The 18,867-nt window shown below is 46.7% G+C and carries 14 protein-coding genes; 6 read left to right on the top strand and 8 right to left on the bottom strand.

Going from position 1 to position 18,867, the window contains the following annotated elements; translation table 11 throughout:
* The first annotated feature begins 32 nt into the window (after positions 1 to 32).
* Both ACJAYR_RS08390 and ACJAYR_RS08385 read left to right on the top strand, forming a co-directional pair.
* Positions 33 to 2,453, top strand: a complete 2,421-nt coding sequence (locus tag ACJAYR_RS08390) for a tetratricopeptide repeat protein (protein ID WP_415236183.1) — start codon at positions 33 to 35, stop codon at positions 2,451 to 2,453.
* A 113-nt stretch (positions 2,454 to 2,566) separates the two neighbouring features.
* On the top strand, positions 2,567 to 3,511 hold the full coding sequence (locus ACJAYR_RS08385) for an ExeA family protein (RefSeq protein ID WP_415236182.1): 945 nt from the start codon (positions 2,567 to 2,569) through the stop codon (positions 3,509 to 3,511).
* Between the two features lie 265 nt (positions 3,512 to 3,776).
* Here the strand turns inward: ACJAYR_RS08385 and ACJAYR_RS08380 are convergent, their stop codons facing one another.
* Both ACJAYR_RS08380 and ACJAYR_RS08375 read right to left on the bottom strand, forming a co-directional pair.
* Positions 3,777 to 5,219 (bottom strand): TIGR03016 family PEP-CTERM system-associated outer membrane protein, encoded by a 1,443-nt coding sequence (locus ACJAYR_RS08380; protein WP_415236181.1) that lies wholly within the window; start codon positions 5,217 to 5,219, stop codon positions 3,777 to 3,779.
* A gap of 81 nt (positions 5,220 to 5,300) precedes the next feature.
* Positions 5,301 to 5,933 carry an XrtA/PEP-CTERM system exopolysaccharide export protein gene (locus tag ACJAYR_RS08375; protein ID WP_219821770.1) on the bottom strand — a complete coding sequence of 211 codons (633 nt, stop codon included), beginning with the start codon at positions 5,931 to 5,933 and terminating at the stop codon, positions 5,301 to 5,303.
* A 274-nt stretch (positions 5,934 to 6,207) separates the two neighbouring features.
* Here ACJAYR_RS08375 and ACJAYR_RS08370 point away from each other — a divergent pair, with 274 nt between their 5' ends.
* A complete protein-coding gene (locus ACJAYR_RS08370; protein WP_415236180.1) occupies positions 6,208 to 8,316 on the top strand; it encodes a type I secretion system permease/ATPase in 2,109 nt (702 codons plus the stop codon).
* Positions 8,317 to 8,349: 33 nt separating this feature from the next.
* Positions 8,350 to 9,660: an HlyD family type I secretion periplasmic adaptor subunit gene (locus tag ACJAYR_RS08365; RefSeq protein ID WP_415236179.1), complete on the top strand. Its 1,311-nt coding sequence runs from the start codon at positions 8,350 to 8,352 to the stop codon at positions 9,658 to 9,660.
* Between the two features lie 13 nt (positions 9,661 to 9,673).
* On the opposite strand, the gene ACJAYR_RS08360 is transcribed toward ACJAYR_RS08365, so the two are convergent.
* The 6 genes from ACJAYR_RS08360 to ACJAYR_RS08335 form a co-directional block, all read right to left on the bottom strand.
* Positions 9,674 to 10,510 carry a PhzF family phenazine biosynthesis protein gene (locus ACJAYR_RS08360; RefSeq protein WP_415236178.1) on the bottom strand — a complete coding sequence of 279 codons (837 nt, stop codon included), beginning with the start codon at positions 10,508 to 10,510 and terminating at the stop codon, positions 9,674 to 9,676.
* A gap of 11 nt (positions 10,511 to 10,521) precedes the next feature.
* Positions 10,522 to 12,075 (bottom strand): VPLPA-CTERM-specific exosortase XrtD, encoded by a 1,554-nt coding sequence (xrtD, locus tag ACJAYR_RS08355; protein WP_415236177.1) that lies wholly within the window; start codon positions 12,073 to 12,075, stop codon positions 10,522 to 10,524.
* Positions 12,076 to 12,165: 90 nt separating this feature from the next.
* The gene (locus tag ACJAYR_RS08350) at positions 12,166 to 12,975 is read right to left on the bottom strand and encodes a CpsD/CapB family tyrosine-protein kinase (protein WP_415236176.1); all 810 of its coding nucleotides are present in this window, start codon (positions 12,973 to 12,975) and stop codon (positions 12,166 to 12,168) included.
* 9 nt (positions 12,976 to 12,984) lie between these two features.
* On the bottom strand, positions 12,985 to 14,646 hold the full coding sequence (locus tag ACJAYR_RS08345) for a GumC family protein (RefSeq protein ID WP_415236175.1): 1,662 nt from the start codon (positions 14,644 to 14,646) through the stop codon (positions 12,985 to 12,987).
* 318 nt (positions 14,647 to 14,964) lie between these two features.
* Positions 14,965 to 15,594, bottom strand: coding sequence for a hypothetical protein (locus ACJAYR_RS08340; protein ID WP_415236174.1), 630 nt, complete (start codon positions 15,592 to 15,594; stop codon positions 14,965 to 14,967).
* A gap of 400 nt (positions 15,595 to 15,994) precedes the next feature.
* On the bottom strand, positions 15,995 to 17,449 hold the full coding sequence (locus tag ACJAYR_RS08335) for an undecaprenyl-phosphate glucose phosphotransferase (RefSeq protein WP_415236173.1): 1,455 nt from the start codon (positions 17,447 to 17,449) through the stop codon (positions 15,995 to 15,997).
* A 205-nt stretch (positions 17,450 to 17,654) separates the two neighbouring features.
* Between ACJAYR_RS08335 and ACJAYR_RS08330 the strand changes: the two genes are divergently transcribed.
* Positions 17,655 to 18,014 (top strand): VanZ family protein, encoded by a 360-nt coding sequence (locus ACJAYR_RS08330; RefSeq protein ID WP_415236172.1) that lies wholly within the window; start codon positions 17,655 to 17,657, stop codon positions 18,012 to 18,014.
* A 103-nt stretch (positions 18,015 to 18,117) separates the two neighbouring features.
* The gene (locus ACJAYR_RS08325; protein ID WP_415236171.1) at positions 18,118 to 18,759 is read left to right on the top strand and encodes a hypothetical protein; all 642 of its coding nucleotides are present in this window, start codon (positions 18,118 to 18,120) and stop codon (positions 18,757 to 18,759) included.
* Positions 18,760 to 18,867: the final 108 nt, after the last annotated feature.

Genomic DNA, 18,867 nt, shown 5'->3' with positions numbered 1-18,867 from the left:
CTCGATACACGGCTAAAAGGCGACTAGGGCACATGACCAGAATTCAAAATAAGAAACCGTTTCGTTCACTCTTGACCTCTTTACTGGTCGGCGTGGCAATGTTTGCACTTGCTGCGTGCGACTCTCCGGAGGAAAAAGCGCAATCTCACTATGAAAACGGGAAGCAGCTTTTTAAAGAAGAGAATTATGTCAAAGCGGGACTGGAGTTCCGCAATGCCTTGCAATTAAACGGTAATCTCGCTGACGCTTGGTACTATCTTGGGCTTGTTGAGGAAAAAGAAGGTAAATTCCGGGAATATGCCGGTGACCTTTACAAAACGATCGAGCTGGATTCCCAACATGTCAACGCCCATGTCCGCCTGGCAAAGATATTACTTTTCTCCGGTCGTATGGAGGAAGCAGAAACCAAAAGTGAATTGGTGTTACGCCTTGCCCCGGAAAAAGCGGATGTCTGGTCCTTAAAAGCAGCAGTTCTGTTCCGTCAGAAAAAAACGGATGAGGCGGTGACTGCCGCTCGTAAAGCATTGGAAATTGAGCCCGGGCATGTTGAAGCGACACTGATTATTGCTGTGAACGCGATCACGGAAAATCGTCTGGAGGACGCACTCACAATTATCGACAAAAGCCTTGAGCTGAATAATGACAATATCCCTCTGCAATTGGCCAAAATGCAGGCGCTTGAGAAAAAAGGCGATGCCGCTGGTATCGAGACCGTTTTTCGGGATCTTATTCGGGCAAATCCGGATGAAGTTAACTTTCGGAATAACCTTACCCGTTTTTATCTGAAGCAGGGAGACACGAAGAAAGCGGAGGCAGAAATCCGCGCGATTGCGGAAGAAAATCCAGAAGATGAAAAGGCGAAGCTGAACATTGTTCGGTATATGCGGTCCGTTGGGGGGAGTGAGCTTGCCCGTAAAGAACTGGAGAAAATGATTGCTGAGGAGCCAGACAATTATATTTTGCAGTTTGCATTGGCAGAATTATTGCTTCAGGAACGCGATGTTGACGGGGCAAAAGTGCTGTTGCAAAACGTCATTGATAAAGCGGGTTTAGAGGATGACGGACTAAGTGGCCGTACGAAAATGGCCGAAATCCTGATGCGCGAAGGGGATCAGGCTGGTTCTTTGGTGTTGGTTGAAGAGGTTCTGGCCAAAGACAATCGCAATGTGGTGGCGTTGATGTTGCGGGCGGCGATGCGGATCGATAATGGGGACGTGGAAAATGCCATCACTGATTTGCGATCGGCTCTTCGGGAACAGCCTGACTCTGTCAAAGCAACATTGTTACTCGCGCGCGGGCATGAGTTGACAGGCGCAATTGAACTTGCCGAAGACAGGTTTGACGCTGCCTATAAAATGGCGAATGCGGCGCCTCAGGCGTCTTTACAATATGCGCAGTTCTTAAACCGGCGGACAGAATATGACCGTGCGGAAGAAATTCTTGAACGGGCGCTGAAAAGGGCACCGAATAACCAGCCATTGCTGACCAATCTTGCTCAGGTCAAACTGATCAGAAAGGATTGGAAGGGGGCTGAAGAAATCGCAGAACGTCTTCGGTCAGTTAATAAAGAGAATATCCTTTCCGATCAGATTCTGGCTCGCTCTTTTGCGGGACAGAATGATATGGAAAAAAGCCTGGAAGCATTTGAAAAAGCCCATAAGAATGCTCCTAACGGGGTGAATACTCTTGTTGCTTTGGTGCGGCTGCATATTAATCAGGGCAATATAGAAAAAGCGTTGTCGACGTTGAAAGAAGTGATTGCAGCGTCTCCTGAAAATGTTCCTGCGCGGCTTTTGTACGCCCAGACTTTGAACGTCTCGGGGGATGAGGCAGCTGCCATTGCAGAATACAAAAAAGTGATTGCAGAAAATCCGAAGGCACAATCAGCCCACTACATTCTGTTTACGCACTATATGCGCAAAAAGGACGTAGAGACTGCGAAAACAGTGCTTGAAGAGGGTTTAAAAGAACTGCCAGAAAGTTTCCCTTTGCAGATGGCACAGGCCGGTATGTTTGAGCAGGCCCAACAATATGAAGATGCGATCGCGGTGTATGAAGATGTTTTGAAACGGCTTCCTAACTCTGATGTTGTGGTGAACAATCTTGCGAGTTTGATCTCTACTGTTTATTCAGATGAAGCCAATTTACGACGTGCATATTCCTATGCGAAACGATTTAGAAGCTCTCCTGTTCCGCACTTTAAGGACACGTTGGGCTGGATTCACTATCAACTGGGCGAATATGAGCTTGCCACTCCTTTACTCGAGGATGCCGTAAAAGCGCTGCCGAACTTTGCGCTGATGCGATATCATTTGGGGATGTCTTATAAAGCCGCCGGTAATAAAACGCGTGCTATCGAAGAATTGAGCAAAGCGTTGGAGTTGACACAAGGAAACTCAATTCCGGGAATGGAAGATGTCGACGCGCAATTGAAATCATTGAAAGCGTCCTGATATTGGAAACACCAGTCGTTATTTATTAACGTATGGCCTATATAACAGGGGAGGAATGACGCCTCCCCTCCGACGGGTATGTCTCGATATCAAATTGGCAAGTGGTCTAACATATGTATGAAGAGTTTTATGGGCTGGCACAGAAGCCGTTTTCTATTCAGCCCGATCCCGATTATATCTATTGGGGCCGGACCCATTCGCTTGCCTATGCGATGCTTGAATATGGCGTGATGAACCATGCCGGTTTTACGGTCATCTCCGGAGAGATCGGATGCGGTAAGACAACTCTCATTCGGCATCTGCTCAATCGTTTGGATCAGGAATATAAAGTCGGCCTGGTGTCAAATATTCAAGATGGGAATCTACTGGAATGGGTCCTGTCAGCATTCGACCAACCCTATGAAAATAAATCTCATGTCGCCCTTCACGATCAACTGCAAAAATTCCTGATTGATCAATATGCCCACGGTAAAAGAACAATCCTGATTGTTGATGAGGCTCAAAATTTGGGCCCTAAGTTGCTTGAACAACTGCGGTTGCTGTCCAATATTAACGCGGACTGTGACCAGCTTTTACAGCTTATTCTCGTCGGGCAACCACAGCTCAAGACCTTACTGCAAGCACCAGAGCTAACACAGTTTGCGCAACGTGTTGCGTCGGATTTCCATCTGGTGCCGCTGACACAAGAGGATGTCAAAGAGTATATTAATCATCGTTTAGAAGTTGCGGGTCGGCACGAGCCCCTTTTTACGGACCTTGCCTGTGAGCGGATTTATGAAGCCAGCCGTGGTATCCCTCGTATTATTAATATTCTCAGTGACACGAGCCTTGTTTACGGCTTCGCTCAAATGGCGGATCAAATTGATAGCGCGATTGTGGATGAGGTGATTGCTGATAAGAAAGAGCATGGGGTTTTCAAAATGGGTGAAGAAGAACCCGCCCCTCCTCCTTTGATCAGCCCCAATGATCTGGGCGTCAACGATGACGATGATGGGCCTGCCCTTGTTATTCGAGACAAAGACCTCGCCAAACTACTATTGTCAAAATTGCAGAGTTGAGAAATTTAGGTTTATCGATGCGTAGACAATTCAGCTGGAAGTTTGTTTGACGCTGCCATTGTTGGTACCGAATCCGTTAGTGTCAGCTACGTGTGTGCAGCAACCTCGTTGTTGAGCCTACAAAAGAAATTAATCGTATAAAATCAGACAACCCAGCTATTCATGCAGGCTCACTGTTCTCTGAGATTTGGTAGGATTTTTTGGCAACCCAAGACCTTCGGGTAAGGGTGTTGACGTTGGTGCTGTGGAGTATCAGCAATAGGGATCAGAAGTTTTTCCTGAAAGACACGGATAGGGCATTTTCAGTGAGGTCTTCGCCAACTTTGTTGTCCCGATTGAGGAAATTGTACGAAACGTTCCCTGTAAAGCCTCTGCCAAAATCGTAGGAATAGGTGGCTCCTACTTCATAGCTTATTTCGCCTGAGCCAGATGTGCGCGTGTCCAGTGTTTCTGAGTATCCCGTTGTTAGGGACAAGTCCGCCCGTGGCGTTAAGCGACGGCCGAAATTGCCGCTGATGGACAGGGTTGTATCATCCGTGTTGTCGCTTAGAAATTCCCGCTCAATATAATTTCCGGACAATCCGTAATTATTACGGCCGCGTGTGCGCGTCCAGCGGACCTCAAGGTTATTAGACTTGGTGACGTCATCAACGTAGTCTGTGACTGAAAAGTTTGGTTTTATTAGATCACCATTGTCATCAAGCAGGCGTGTGTTGGCTAAGCTTTGATCGGCTGTCTGTACACTTACTCGGTATGTAGCGGATAGCTGATCTGCGCTGGTTGGGGCGTATTGAACGTCCATATCGAAAACGGGCTCTCCAAAACGGTAGCCAATTTGAAAACTGGCGTCCGTTCTGCTGCTCGGATGCAAGCGAATCCCCGCGCCTCCAAAAGCGCCACTAATTTCTTCGTTGTCGATATTATCGGCATCAAAATCGTCATAACCGACAGTCCCAATAATCGAAAAGAGCCGGTTAATTGGAAGCTGAGCTGTTCCGATGCTGGAAAAATGCTCGAAATTGTCGCCATCATCGGATTCTGATTTAATGATGCCAGTATCTGCACTCCAGCTTAGGCGGGCGAACCGCCTGCCACTGTCGAGCGTTAATCGAAATTCATTGCTGTTACGATCCGGTGTGTCCGTCGTGGACGCTCCAACATCAGGCTCTTTAAAAATGGTTTCCGAATAACTGTAGCGGGCGACACCTGTGGCCCATCCACCAAAATCCTGTACATAATAAGGGCTGATCTGACCATTAAATACCTGGGTGCGATCACTGGCTTGTGTACGGTCAGTTGCAGAGGTACTTCCCGTTTCGCCCAGATTTTCTTCGGTAAACGTAACCCGGGCATCAACGAAAAAACTCTCGTCAATCAACTCAATGCTTCCGCTTCCCAAAAAATTTTGCCGATATCCGTCAAGATCGTGATTACGAGCGTAGTAATCCTGAGAAATACTGTAAGAAGTAGTCAGTTCTGTTTTTCGAGTTTCTCCAGACAGGGTAAAGCCAAGATCAACAGAGGTAATAAAATCACTCTCTTTATTTGTTGTTGAGCTTCTGGCATTGTCTGTAAACTGCTCGCTAACGCCAACAAAAGGTGAGAAGTCCCATTCGCCAGCCACCGCTTGCGAAAAACTTGCTCCATACACCCCTACCGTCATCATCAAATAACATGATAACCGTTTTTTGAGCCGTGCTGTCGGCATTCTATAGGGGTATCCCTTTATTCGGGCATTTTTCACAATCGAACCCACTCACTTTAATAAACTGTTTAAGTTGGGTCTATTCTAGAACCAGCTTTCAGGAATGATAATAATATCACCGGGGAGCAGGGGCACGTTCGCGGAGACATCGCCATCCAGCAAAAGGTCATCGAGGCGAACGGTGTAAGATTTTTCAGCACCGTTTTCTACGCGAACAATAACCGAACGATTGCCCGCGGCAAATTCTGTCATGCCACCGACAGCAATCATGGCATCCAGCAATGTCATGCGGTCATTAAAAGAAATAGCCATAGGCTGGACAGCTTGACCAACGATGCGAACCTGTTGGTTATACGGGCCAGAAAATCTTGTGACCGATACAGTCACAACAGGGTCGACAATGAACTTTTCGAGCTTAGTTGCAATATCGGCAGCCAAAACAGATGGTGTTTTTTCAGACGCCTGAACATCACCAATTAACGGCGTGGAAATTTTTCCGTCTGGCCGAACTGGCACAGTCACGGACAAGTCCGGATTTTGCCAAACAAAAATATTAAGCTCATCCCGGGCGCCAATTACATAGTCTGGTGCCGTTGTCAGTTTTTCTGGTGCGGCCCCTGATAGTTCAGGCGGGGTTGCGCAGGCAGATAAGACGGCTGCAACACTAGCGACAAGGACCCAGGTTGCCAGTCTCTTGATTGAATTACTTTTGAACACGAGTGTCTCCCAAGGCCTTAAAAATTCCAAATTTGCGATGCATCTTAAATCTATATTCATATAGTGGCCATTATATTTGAGTTTCCGAGCAGAATAAAACACATAACGATGCCGTCGAGCGTTATTATTTGGAACAACGTTGTTAATAGGCAACGTTTGTTTGAAAAAGAAGGTCTTTTGGTAGGGTTTTGACATGATGAGAACATGCTCTTTTCTTGTAAGTGGGTTGTTGAGAGCCTCATTGCCAATGTCCACGGTTTTAGACAGGTAAAAATTGAAACAGAATCAAACATCCCTCCTTCAGGAAACTCTTAGCCGGTGTAAACGGGTATTTGTCATTGTTGCCTTGTTCGGCCTGGGCATAAATTTGCTTATGCTGACAGCGCCATTGTTTATGATGCAGGTCTTCGATCGGGTCATAACAAGTCGAAATACGGATACACTTTTCATGCTCGTGCTGGTCGCGATCATCGCGCTTGTTACAATGTCGGCACTGGAATCTGTTCGGACATTCGTTCTGGTTCGGTTGAGCAACTGGCTTGATGTGCGGATCGGCAGCCTTGCTTTAAAGTCGAGTATTCTTTCGCCGCTTAAAAAGGGGGAAACTCCAAGCGTTCAGGGATTGCGTGATCTCAGTACCTTTCGCGGATTTCTGACAGGCGCCGGCATTTTTCCGATTCTGGATGCGCCTTTTGCGCCGGTTTTCCTGGGTATCATGTTTTTGCTTCACCCTATGCTGGGGGGCATCGCATTGGCGGGCGCGGGCATTCTGTTTTTGCTCGCTCTGTTTAATGAAATTGCGACACGCCGATTATTAAATCAGTCAGGCCAGCAGTCTATTCTGGCGATGGGACAGGCCGAAGCCGCAGCTCGCAATTCTGATGTCATCGAGGCGATGGGGATGATGCCCAATCTCATCGCGCGGTGGGAAAAAGCCAACAGTAAGGCTTTGGATATGCAGGCGAAGGCAAGTGATCGCGGTGGTATCATTTCATCCTTGTCGAAATTCTTCCGGACCACGCTTCAAATTGCAGTCTCAAGCGCAGGGGCCTGGCTTGTCATCGCCGGCGATATGTCTCCGGGGGCAATGATTGCGAGTTCAATCATTATGGGGCGCGCCCTTGCCCCGGTGGAACAGGCTATTGGTGCCTGGAAAGGGTTCTTGGGTGCCCGCTCTGCCTATGCGCGGTTAAAGGCGCGAATTGGGATGGACACAGAGGCAGAGAAAACCATGCCCCTGCCCAGGCCCAGCGGCGCCATTGATGTGGAAGCGGTCAGTTATGCCCATGCCGGCAGTGCAGAACCTGTTCTAAGAAATGTCAGCTTTAAAATTAACCCGGGCGAAGTAGTGGGGCTGATCGGTCCAACTGCAGCCGGAAAATCGACATTGGCGCGGATACTGGTTGGGAACTTGATGCCCCGTAGTGGTCATGCCCGGCTTGATAATATGGATGTGGCTGAATGGCCTGCCGATGATAGGGGCCAATATATCGGGTATCTGCCGCAGGATATTGAGTTGTTCGCTGGAACAATTCGGGAAAATATCGCGCGAATGTCGGACGGTGATCCTGACGAAGTAATTGCCGCCGCAGAAAAAGCAGGGGTTCATGAAATGATCCTGCGCATGGAAAAAGGATATGATACCCAAATTGGGGATGGGGGAGCAGCGTTGTCTGGAGGACAACGGCAACGGATTGCGCTTGCAAGAGCCATCTATGGAAATCCTGCTTTTATGGTTTTAGATGAACCCAATGCCAGCCTTGACAGTGTCGGTGAAAACGCGTTGATGCAGGCTATGCAGACGTTACGTGATCAGGGCATGACCATTATCGTGATTGCACATCGCCCGAATATACTGAAACATGTTGATAAGATTGTCGTCCTTCGCAATGGTATTGTGGATGACTTTGGCTGGCGCGATGAAATACTTGAAAAACTCCAGGGGCCATCTCATCGAGCCTTGACTGGACCGGCAGGCGAAACAGAACATGCACCCCGCCGATTAAAGTCTGATGCTGTCTCTGGCGATCCCGACGAGACTGGAAATGGGCAAGTCGCTGAACTTCATCAGTTTGAAGACAAGGGGCGAGCGGCGCGTATTGCAAAACTCCAGGCGATGAAACGGCGGGCGGATGTACGGGAAAAGGAAGCCCTTGCCAAAAGCACCCAACGTCCCGAGCCGGTAGAAGACGGATCCAAGCCTGAAGTGAGTGATGCCTCCGCGCCACAGGCCCCGGTTGCGCCGATTTCAGATAAAGTCCGTGCGGAAATACTGTCGCTTGCGGACCGGAGCCTTACTGAAACAGAAGTGCAGGAAATCTACACATTGTATTCGGCTGGCGACAAACAAAAAATGTTGGAAAAATTAAAAGGTGTTGGCTGATTATCCAACGAAAGCATAGAAGTGACCTTATTGATGAATAATGCAGAACAGACGAAAGATCAGATGGGCGTCGGCAAGCCTATACTGGCAGGTGTAGTAATCCTTCTGCTTTTTTTTGGTGGATTTATGGGATGGGCAGCATTTGCTCCGCTTGATAGCGCGGCGCTGGCCTCTGGCGTCATTAGTGTTGAAGGTAACCGAAAGACCATTCAACATTTTGAAGGTGGCATTGTTCAGGATATTTTGGTGAAAGATGGTGATCTGGTTCAGAAAAACCAAGTCCTGTTGACATTGGACGAGACGCAGGCGGAGGCTTCGCTAAAGCTGATTCAAGGGCGTAAGATGGTGGCATTGGCAGAGATGGCCCGCCTAACAGCAGAGCGAGATAATCTGGAGAATATTACGTTTCCAAAATGGCTGGAAGATCGTCGTTCCAATGAAAATGTTGCCAAGACGATGGATGGACAGGTGAGTATCTTCAACGCAAGGCGTCTAGCTCGGAAGGGGCAAATAACGATCCTTGAGCAAAAAATTGCGCAGCTCGAAGAAGAAATGAAGGGTTTACAAGGCCAGATACGGGCGGGTGATACACAGTTGAAACTCATCCGGGAAGAATTGGCAGATGTGCAACAACTGGTCGATAAAAAGCTGGCAAAACGGAGTCGGTTAAGGGCTTTGCAGAGAACAGCGTCAGAGTTAGCCGGGAACCGCGGTCAGAATGTGGCTCGAATTGCACAATCCAAGCAGGCAATAGGCGAGATTAGGCTTCAGATTACAGAAATTCAAAATGCGGTCCTCAATGAAGCGGTTGCAGAGTTGAAAAATGTTCAATCCATGTTGTTTGATCTGGAGGAGCAAGAACGGGCGTCTATTGACGTGATGGGGAGAACCGAGGTTCGCGCGCCGAATACCGGCCTTGTCGTCAATCTGACAGTGTTTACCAAAGGGGCCGTTATTTCTTCCGGACAGCCACTAATGGATATTGTGCCCGTGGATCAGAAATTGATTGTAGAGGCAGAGGTCGATCCAACAGACATTGACATTGTACATGTTGGAGCGACTGCTCACATCCGCTTTCCCGCCTTCAGCCAAAGGACGTCTAAACCGGTTGAAGGTACAATTATCGGGGTGTCGGCTGACAGTATCCAAAACGAGCGGACCGGGGCGTTTTTCTATCAGGCCCTTGTTCGGATCGATAACATTGAGCAAAGCAATCTATCGATGGATCAGCTTCGTCCTGGGATGCAGGCTGATGTCATGATTGCAACCGGTGAACGGACTGCGCTGGATTATTTCCTGAACCCTATTCTACTTAGCTTCAATAGGGCGATGACAGAACAATAAAGTAAGGCACCGTTTATTCAATAACACGGGTTTCGCCCGATACTGTTACTGATTGCCCTTTGTCTTTACCGATATGGACTTGAAGAAGTGAGGGGCTGCCCATGTCAACGCCCTGATGAACGGTTATGGCTGTTTCTTCTTTGATAAAACGGGCATCCCTTAAATAGCCACCCAAAGCCGCCGCGGCGGCACCTGTTGCAGGGTCTTCGTAAACCCCACCAAACGCAAAGGGGTTTCGGCTATGAAAAACGGTGTTACTTTCACAATAGAAAAGGTTCAACGTGGTCAAATCGCGTTCAATCATGATATTTTTAATAATATCAAAATCATAGGACATGGTTTTGAGTTTTTCGTGGTCTGCAAGGCCGATCATCAGATGGCGCGCTCCTGCCCCTGCCAAAGCAAGCGGGAAACGAGCGTCCATATCCGTGGGTGAGATCCTAAAATTTTCCAACACCGTTTTAAACTCATCGAACGAGACCAATGTCGACCAGGTCGGCGGACTATTTAAGGAGGCCGACCATTCGCCCGTCTTTGATTTGAAAGCATCAACCGAGATCTGTGCATCATTTAGATGAAGATGATAGGTGCCCGCACCATAACGCCGACCCAATTCGGCGGCACTGGCGATGGTTGCGTGACCACAAAAGGCAACCTCCTGTTCGGGGGCAAAATACCGAATGCGCCATCCCTCTGCCAGAGGTTCAAGAAAGGCGGTTTCCGAATACCCGATTTCCGCAGCTATTTTTTGCATTTCCATAGCGTAGGGCAGTGTTTCAAACATTGCCACTCCTGCCGGGTTGCCGCCATTATTCTGGGAGGAGAATGCTGCAATCCGGGTGATATCCATTATTTTCTCCGTCAAGAATCAGGTATATATTTCGGCAGAACCGGGAATAAATTTTTCGAAAATTCTTCCAGACGTTTATCCGCGACAATCTCAGACATCGTAGATGAGATCGGCATGGATAATCGCACAAGCGCACCATCTGTTCGAGAGGAGGTTAGTCCGCCCAGTAAAAGGTTGAATTTTGCAGCATATTCGTTGGCAATAAATTTTCCGCGTTGCTGGAACCAATAATAGACGAGAAGCCGTTGTTCCCCTTTGCCAATCAGAACCCGATTAACAGGGACAGGATTGCCATCCTTCATTAATTCGATTGTCTGAAGGTCTCTGATTTCCCAGCCTCCGGACGGAATGCAGACCCGGGGAGAGTGTGGGGTGCGCCCTGCCGATTGTTGATCATAATAACCAATAAAGAGTGAAATTGCAGGAAGGTTTGCTTCCCTGTAATGGCCCAGAAAATAATCACTCATTTGCAGAACTTCTGCTTCGATGCCCGGGATTTGATCCTCTTCGGCTATCAGGTCTCCGATTTTCAAAGGGAAACTTGCGAAGCTGGTACGCTCAGGAATGGTTGGCTCAAGGTTTCTCAGGTAAACCGTAAGCGGGACCAAAGCAATACATAAAATAACAGCGCCATAAATAGGGGCCGTTAGCTTTGGTTCTTCAGAAGGCTTTCTGATATTGCGGACATTCAGAACACCATTTCCGACCGTTGATTTTTCTTTTTTTGTCAGGGTCAGCCAGCAAGCTCCCAGAACGAGGACAAAAGAAATCAGGAAGAAGACCCATCCTTCAAACAGATGGAAAAAGCCTTCAGAAACGCCCATATCCGTAAATTCAACGAAAGCGCCGGTCAGGAAAATTCGAACACTATTCATAACGATCGATATGGCGGCGGCGAGAACAAGAAAAAGTCCTCTTTTCCAGAGCGCAATATCGAACAGCATGCCTGAAAGGGCCCCCAACCCAACCATAGGATAGAGGTAGCGCAACCCGCTGCACGCCTCGGCGACTTCCAATTTCATTTCACCCAGATCAATGATATTGCCATCTTGAAAGACTGTTACGCCAATGGCGCGGAGTGAAAAGACACTGACATCTGTTGAAAAAAGCTGAAGTCCATAGGAAAGGTTTGAGTTCAGGAAACTGGGGGGCGGAACAACGAATGGTAAAAGAATAAGGGCTGGGAAAACATAGCGGGCATAATTAAAGCCGCCAAATGTCAGAAATAAACCAAACAAAAGTGCCAGAATGCTTAAGTGACGGGCATTTTGGATGCCCGCCTTGATTGCCAGGCCATAAATGACAATTGAGAAGAAAACAATTGCCACACCTACGAAGCGACCTTTGTTATCCGGTGTATTTAATAATTCCTTGCGTTTCCATAAAAGAAAGAAGGAAACAACCAGCATTAAAGGGCCGTGACTGAACTCTTCCAATTCCATCCACGAAGTCCAAAGCAATTCAGCATCTGGAGCGTAAAAGGCGAGAGCCAGAAGCACAGTGAGTGCCAACAGAATTTTGGGTACATCAAACCGCATTGAGCTCGCTTCCACAATATTTGTCACAGCCGTTTGCCTTCCAATAATGACGGGTACGCCATGCTACACTATTATTTTGGCAGGATAAATCTTCTGATTGTAGTTTTATCGTGATGGTTAATAGTAGTGAGATTGTTTTTCGTGAGATTTATTTAAGACAACACCAATCAAATTAGACGATTGCAGTTGTCGTCTACTTTCTTTGATTTCGGCCGGGGTTGACTCGTCGCTTGCCACAATCAAAAGAACGCAATCAACCTGAGGGAGAAACGCCATCGCATCGTCAGCAGCCATGAGCGGGGGAAGGTCAAAAATAATGACCCGGCTTTCATAACGATCTCTTAAGTCTGTCACCATAGATTTTATTCGGCGAGAGGTGAGCGTTTCCGCTGCATTTCTGACAGGGGTTGTGTTTGGCAAAACAACTAATCTCGGCAGGCCTGGATTAACAAGGACGTCTTTTATTTCAGCCTTGTTTTCCAGAAAATCGAATAGGGACTTTCCGGCAGGTAACCCTAAATATTGAGATATGCGCGGTTTGCGAAGGTCAAAATCAACGAGGAGGGCTGTATGCTCGGTTTGTTTGGCGATGCTCATTGCAAGATTAAGCGCAACAACGGTTTTGCCACATTCAGGCGTCGGACTGGTAATTGCCAGAGTGCGCCAGTTGTTTTCTTTCATCTTGGTCAATATCTGGGTGCGCAGAATATCGAAGGCTACGGAGTCTGGATCTTCACTGTCAAAGGTGACGATCCGGTTATTCTCAAGGTGTTTGGTGTCCAATTGGACAACCTTTGTTTCCTGATACGTTATCTCATCGTTGTTGAGCTCATCGCGATGAATATCGACCTGAGCCCGGCTTTTGATTTGTTCTTTTAGGCCTTGTGAATTTCGGGCCTTTGAAATTGCTTCTTTGATGCGTTCCATTGCGGCCTCTTAAAATGGCAAAAGGTTAAGTTTTTCAAGATAAACCCAAACGCGATAAAAGAGCACGTCTAAAGGTTTGTACAAAACATGTATGGCGGCCAAGACGCCAAGTCCCATCAATGTGGGGACCAGCAAGACCATGCCATATCGATATCGTTTTTTCTGAACGTCCCGATGGGTCTGAATATAAGGGATTGAAACCAGAGGAGGGCGCTTTAACAGCGTCTCCAATTCAGACGCTGTTCTTATTCGCTTGTCTACCAGCTCGACCAATAGCGCAGTGCCGATCCCGCTCGCGATGGCCAAGAAGCCGCCGATCCCGAAAATCTTTAGCCTATCAGGCCATACAGGTTCGGTTGGGGTTACGGGTGGTTCTAAAAGAATAAAACGCTCAGCCTTCTTTTCTTCTTCCAGATTTTGGGCGAGTTGGGCTTTCCCTTGTTTCGCCTGGAGCTCTGAATATTTTTCAAAGATTTCGCGGTGATTGCGGGCGAGTGTTATAAGCTCTCTTTCTACTTCAGGAGTTTTCAGAACGCGTTCTTCGATTTCCGATGCTTTGGCCCTTAATTCCGTCAAATCCTTTTCAAATTTTTGAATACTTGCTGTGTTGCTTGATATCCGAATTTGTAGTCTGTCCAACAAACGCTGAATTTTGGGGTTTGTGGATTTTGCCGCTTTTCGATCTATATCATTGTCTTCTTGACTAGTAGAGAGCTCATCTTCAAGTTTCTTTTCAAGCATCCCAATCCGACGTTTCAGTGCTTTAATATCCGGATGTGCGTCGGTCAATTTTACTGACGCTGTTGTAAGGGCATCCTTAAGAAGATTTAGTTCTTTTTCAGTGTCGCTGACGACTGATTGTGAGCCTGCTGAAGGGTCTTCTCCTGCTTCAGCGCTTGCCATTTCAACATCTAAATATCGGCGCTCTTCTCTCAAATTGATCAATTGTTGTTCTAAAGCTTTAATTTCAGCTTGAATTCTTTCCAGACGACTAAGGCGCAGATTCAGGTGCTCTGGTAAATTATCTCTATGTAATTGCTTGTAATTTGAGATGGCGGCTTCAGCGATTATCATTTGCTCTTTTAGTTTCTGAGCCTCTTGTTCCAGGAATTCTGTAGTTTCACTTGCTCTTTCCGTGCGGGTTTTCACGTTTTCGCTCAGAAATAATGTTACCAGTTCGTTGGCGACTTTTGTGGCGGTTTGAGGGTTTTCATGCTGAAAAGAGAGACGAAAGGCAATGGTCGTTGCGCCTCGCCGTCCTTGGCCATTTTCAGCCGTTATGACGTCGACACTAACCAAGCGCTGCATTTCCTCAATTAATTTGGTGACCGATAGCCTTTTCCGCTCTTCAGCAAAAACATTATATTTGTCAACAATTCTGAGTAAGTTGGTACGTGTCATAACCCGTTGTTTTATTACAGTGATGCGCTGATTTGGATCTGACGTAACAGTCGATTGAACAAACTCGACGGGTATCTGTTGAGATTCGACAAGAACCGTCGCATAGGATTCGTACCTTGGTGGCAGGAGAAAAGCGATTGCCACAACTATGCTTCCTGCAATTACCACAGGGATTAGAAAGTAAAAGAAGCGACGCTTTGCAATTGCTAGAATTTGATTTAGATCTAGCGGAGAAGCTTGTTCTTCTTGCTCGTAAGTATCAGTTGTCATGCCTGATTTTCTAACTGTTATTAATGGTTGTTTTTTGAAGTACTTAATGTTTCGATTAGCGTCTATAACGCAATCAATAACCAAAACAAAACGACTATCAGCTTAATGACCCCACCATAAAATAACTTTATGAATAATCAGAGTTTTTAGCCGAAAACGAATAAAAGTAAAAAACGCACAATACACGTTCTCAAATTAAACCCGCAATAGTAAAGAAAAAGTGCACAATCAGGCTGAAAAACAAAAGGCCTCGAAAAATCGAGGCCTTCTTTTCGAACCATTGTAGGTTTGCTGTTTAAGAGAAGGTTTTCCTGTCTCTTAAGATTGCTTTCTTCTGCGGCCAATCCAACCAAGTCCTGCAAGGGCAGCACCAAATAATAGGAGGGCAGGTGGCAGCGGAACAGCACTCACTGTGATCGCTTCAAGATAGAATTGAGTGTCCACGTATGAAAACTCAAAAACTGTACCTGTCAGTCCCGCAAACAAGCCCCAGTCAGCAGGATCGAGAGACATGCCGCCCAAGATTGGGGAACCATCGATTGTGAGGGCAAGGACGCCACCGACCAGACCGGCTGTACCGTGAACACTGTCAGCAAACGCTATTGAATCGATCGTTACGATTTTATTGAATGTAAGTTCCAATGTTTCATCAGACGTCACATTGTCATCACTTGGAGAGACGCATTGAAGAGTTCCTGTCAGTCCCGTGCTACAAACGCCCATGCCGGCGCTACCGGAATCCAGGTAGGCTGCGGTTGGAGCGCCGGATAGATATCCCCTTGCTTCAACTGTGATACCACCATCACTATGAATTAGAGGTTGCCCGCCCATCTCGCCAGGAGGGGCATCAGCGATTGCGGCATAGTCAAATGTGGCAGCATTGGCCATTCCAATGCTAAATAAGCCGGCGAACGTACTTATTAGTGTTAATCTCAAAAATCTTTTCATTCTGCTTACTCCTGCTCAGTCTTGTGATTGAATAAATTCTGCACAATGCAGGAACTTATTCACTGGTTGGTGCAGGCCTTCTGTTGAGCTGCTTTTATATCCTGGGGAGTGGCATCAGTTGTCTTAAATTTTTGGCCCCTCACCAATCCGATGTAATATTCGGTTCTATTAATTTACGCCTGTAGAGGGCGCCCGCCCAGCAAAAACATTAATAAGAAGTAAATAAATAGCTAAATTTGTCTGTGAATTCGGGCTGTTAAGGTTAATTTTCTCTTTTTATCACCGAAAGTTAAAAAATATAATCGCCAAGCGAGTGAAGAAGGTGCGAATGGTAATTAAGATTGTCGAAAAAAGAATCATTTTGTTGAAAATCTATTCGATGGGTTCGGTTTTCTTGCGATTAGTACGCATTTTTATTAATAAACCCAACGAAGGCAGTCATTATCAAGATCTGGACATCAAACAGTAAAGACCAATGCTCACAATAGTAGGTATCGTGTTCTACACGCGCTTCCATTTTTTCTAGGGTATCGGTTTCACCACGCAACCCGTTTACTTGTGCCCAACCTGTAATACCGGGTTTAACTTTGTGGCGGGTAAAGTAACCATCAATAAGAACCGAATATTCTTCATTGTGATCGATCGCATGAGGGCGGGGGCCCACCAGAGACATTGAGCCAAGAAAGACGTTCAATAATTGAGGTAACTCATCAAGACTGGTTCGTCGGATAAAACGACCCACCTTGGTAATACGAGGATCATTTTTGGTCGCCTGTTGCGTAACGTCCGGTGTTCTCTCTTCTACGTACATGGAGCGAAATTTATAAATTTCGAATATCTGATTGTTGTAGCCGTATCGTTTTTGTTTGAACAATACCGGACCTTTGCTTTCCAGTTTTATGGCCACGGCGATGCAAATAAGGACCGGCATGAAGATTAACAGGAGAAGACTGCTCAAAATCCGGTCTTCAAGCCACTTCAGGACGCTTCCCCAACCAGAGACAGGAGAGTCAATTACTTCGATCATGGGTAGGTTGCCAAAATGAGAAGGGGACGGTTTATTGGGAAAACGAAACCCGACCAAATCTGAAACCAGGTGAACATGGCAGGGAAGCTCACGCAATTGTTGTACGATACCTACCTGCCGATCATCCGCATTCCACGGGAGAGCAACAATAACATCATCCACGTCCTGCTGACGGACGAGTTTTTTCAGATCCTTCATGTTTCCTGAAATAGTGTATCCCTCGCCCAGATCCCCTGTTCGGGTTTGTCGGTCGTCGAAAACCCCGATAATCCTGTAAAAATTATGCTGGCCTTGACTTAGTTGTTTGATCAACCGTGAGGCCTGTTCACCGGACCCAAAAATGACAACGTTGCGGTTAAAGCGTCCGTGCTGGACATTCGAAGAAAGAATGAACGCTGCCAAGAGGCGATAGGCAAAGACAAAAGAGAAGGCCATAGCGGTGAAGCTGTAAAGCCAGATGCGAGAGTAGCTATCAGAAATCCTGAGCGTAAAAGCGATTGCAAGAAGAAGAAGGAAAACAGTCAAACACGTCACGCCAAGCTTGGAGGCATTTCTAAAAGGGTTCAAAAGGGCGGCAAACGAATAAATCCCGGCAAAACGGCCAACAAAGAAATAGGCAAGGCCGATAAACGCAATAGCGAACGAATAGATCTCTCTCATATAAAGAGGATTTCCAACAATCCATTTATACGCGAGGGCACCTGCGAGGATCAAAAAGAAGATATCCAGAAAACTGAACAATCCACTTAAGACTGGCGCTGAAACAGGATAGCCTGTTGCAGGAGCGTCAAATTTGTTAGTTGCTGCAAGTTTTTCTGGTCTGTTCATTTCTGGCCGTTTTCTTCGCTCATTTACACAATCGGTAGATCACGGAGGTCCGTTCATTTGCATCTTGGACAAAAGAATGATGCTTCCCCCTATATGTACCGGTATAAGAAGCCTAACCAAATTATATGCACTAACGGTTAACGATGATAAGAAATGTGTGGCAATGTCACAACAGGTATTCAGGAATGGACGCGGATATACACCCATGAAAATCGCTGGCTTCATTTGTTGGTGCGGATTGGCCCTGACGATTATTATTGGATCCTTGATCCCAATCCAGGCCGTTGAACAGGTCCCTTCTATTTTATCCGACAAAGTTCAGCACTTTATTGGTTATGCGGCGTTATCCATTGCAGCCGTCAGTGCGGGCAGAGGATGGCAACAAAAAGGGATGATGATTTTCCTGTCCTTTCTGCTAGGGATCGCCATTGAATTTATACAGCCAATGACAGGCCGGTATTTTGAGACAGGTGATATTATAGCAAACAGTGTCGGCCTGGTGGCTGGTGTCCTAATATTCGTTCTGTCCTCCAGTGCGCTGGACCGTTGGGTCCGAAAAGCATAGCCTTGTATGATATTATGAACGCTTAAGTTGATTTAATGTTGAATTAAATCCCTCAACTTCCACATCGAGACAATCAATGATGTTAAAGGGAGTGAGAAGGCAGATGACTTCAAAGAAATGGTTGGTTTTATCGGGCGGTGCCGTTCTGGGCATCTCTATGTTGATCGCAGGTGCGTTTTACGCGAACGAAGTGGTGACCCAAGAGTTACAGGAGAGCGTAGCTAAGACGGGGGGAGGTGCCTCCGGTAGTGCCGTTTCGATCCGCGAGACCTCACTGAATATTGCGAAGGGGATCGGGATAATCGAGGGGTTTGTTTTAAAAACCTCAGCCAATACGCCCCTTTTTGAAGTCGAAAAAGTGACATTTGAATATGATCCGGTCAGTGTTTTGTCCGGCCCACTGATTATTAAGTCATTGGATGTCGGCCCCTACAAAATGTTTGTTGAGAGTAATGGAAAAAAACTCAGTACATCAGCATTGGTTTCAACAGCCGTTGCCTATGTTGCATCTGCTGGGAAAATGCCAAGCGGGCGCAAGTTGATTATCAATAAGGTTTCGATTGCCAAGGGCAGTACAACGCTTCAAATGACATTGTTTGGTAAAAGGACGCTGCGTCGCGGAACCGTTCCTGAAATACGGATGGCTGCGCTGGGAAATAAGACCAATCCCCTTTCCGCAGCGGATTTCGCTGGAATATTGATAAAAGAAGTATCCAGGCGTGTTGTAAAAAGCACTGTAAAATAGGATTTAATCCGCCCAGATTGCCATTCGGTCAATATTTTGAGGCAATATGGTGAGACTTGTCTTGCTCTCCCCTGCAGGGACGACTAAATGTAGGGGAGTTCTTATCAA

This window comes from Sneathiella sp., assembly GCF_047631475.1.
In the GTDB taxonomy this organism is placed as follows: Bacteria; Pseudomonadota; Alphaproteobacteria; order Sneathiellales; family Sneathiellaceae; genus Sneathiella.
The sequence above is the reverse complement of the archived record's forward strand: the minus strand, read 5'-3'. Positions and strand labels throughout refer to the sequence as shown.

Coding starts and splice junctions, on each gene's coding strand:
- ACJAYR_RS08340 (WP_415236174.1), bottom strand. CDS start 15,594: ATGAAAAGATTTTTGAGATTAACACTAATAAGTACGTTCGCCGGCTTA.
- ACJAYR_RS08390 (WP_415236183.1), top strand. CDS start 33: ATGACCAGAATTCAAAATAAGAAACCGTTTCGTTCACTCTTGACCTCT.
- ACJAYR_RS08325 (WP_415236171.1), top strand. CDS start 18,118: ATGACTTCAAAGAAATGGTTGGTTTTATCGGGCGGTGCCGTTCTGGGC.
- ACJAYR_RS08385 (WP_415236182.1), top strand. CDS start 2,567: ATGTATGAAGAGTTTTATGGGCTGGCACAGAAGCCGTTTTCTATTCAG.
- ACJAYR_RS08380 (WP_415236181.1), bottom strand. CDS start 5,219: ATGCCGACAGCACGGCTCAAAAAACGGTTATCATGTTATTTGATGATG.
- ACJAYR_RS08335 (WP_415236173.1), bottom strand. CDS start 17,449: ATGAACAGACCAGAAAAACTTGCAGCAACTAACAAATTTGACGCTCCT.
- ACJAYR_RS08360 (WP_415236178.1), bottom strand. CDS start 10,510: ATGGATATCACCCGGATTGCAGCATTCTCCTCCCAGAATAATGGCGGC.
- ACJAYR_RS08365 (WP_415236179.1), top strand. CDS start 8,350: ATGAATAATGCAGAACAGACGAAAGATCAGATGGGCGTCGGCAAGCCT.
- ACJAYR_RS08350 (WP_415236176.1), bottom strand. CDS start 12,975: ATGGAACGCATCAAAGAAGCAATTTCAAAGGCCCGAAATTCACAAGGC.
- ACJAYR_RS08330 (WP_415236172.1), top strand. CDS start 17,655: ATGAAAATCGCTGGCTTCATTTGTTGGTGCGGATTGGCCCTGACGATT.
- ACJAYR_RS08345 (WP_415236175.1), bottom strand. CDS start 14,646: ATGACAACTGATACTTACGAGCAAGAAGAACAAGCTTCTCCGCTAGAT.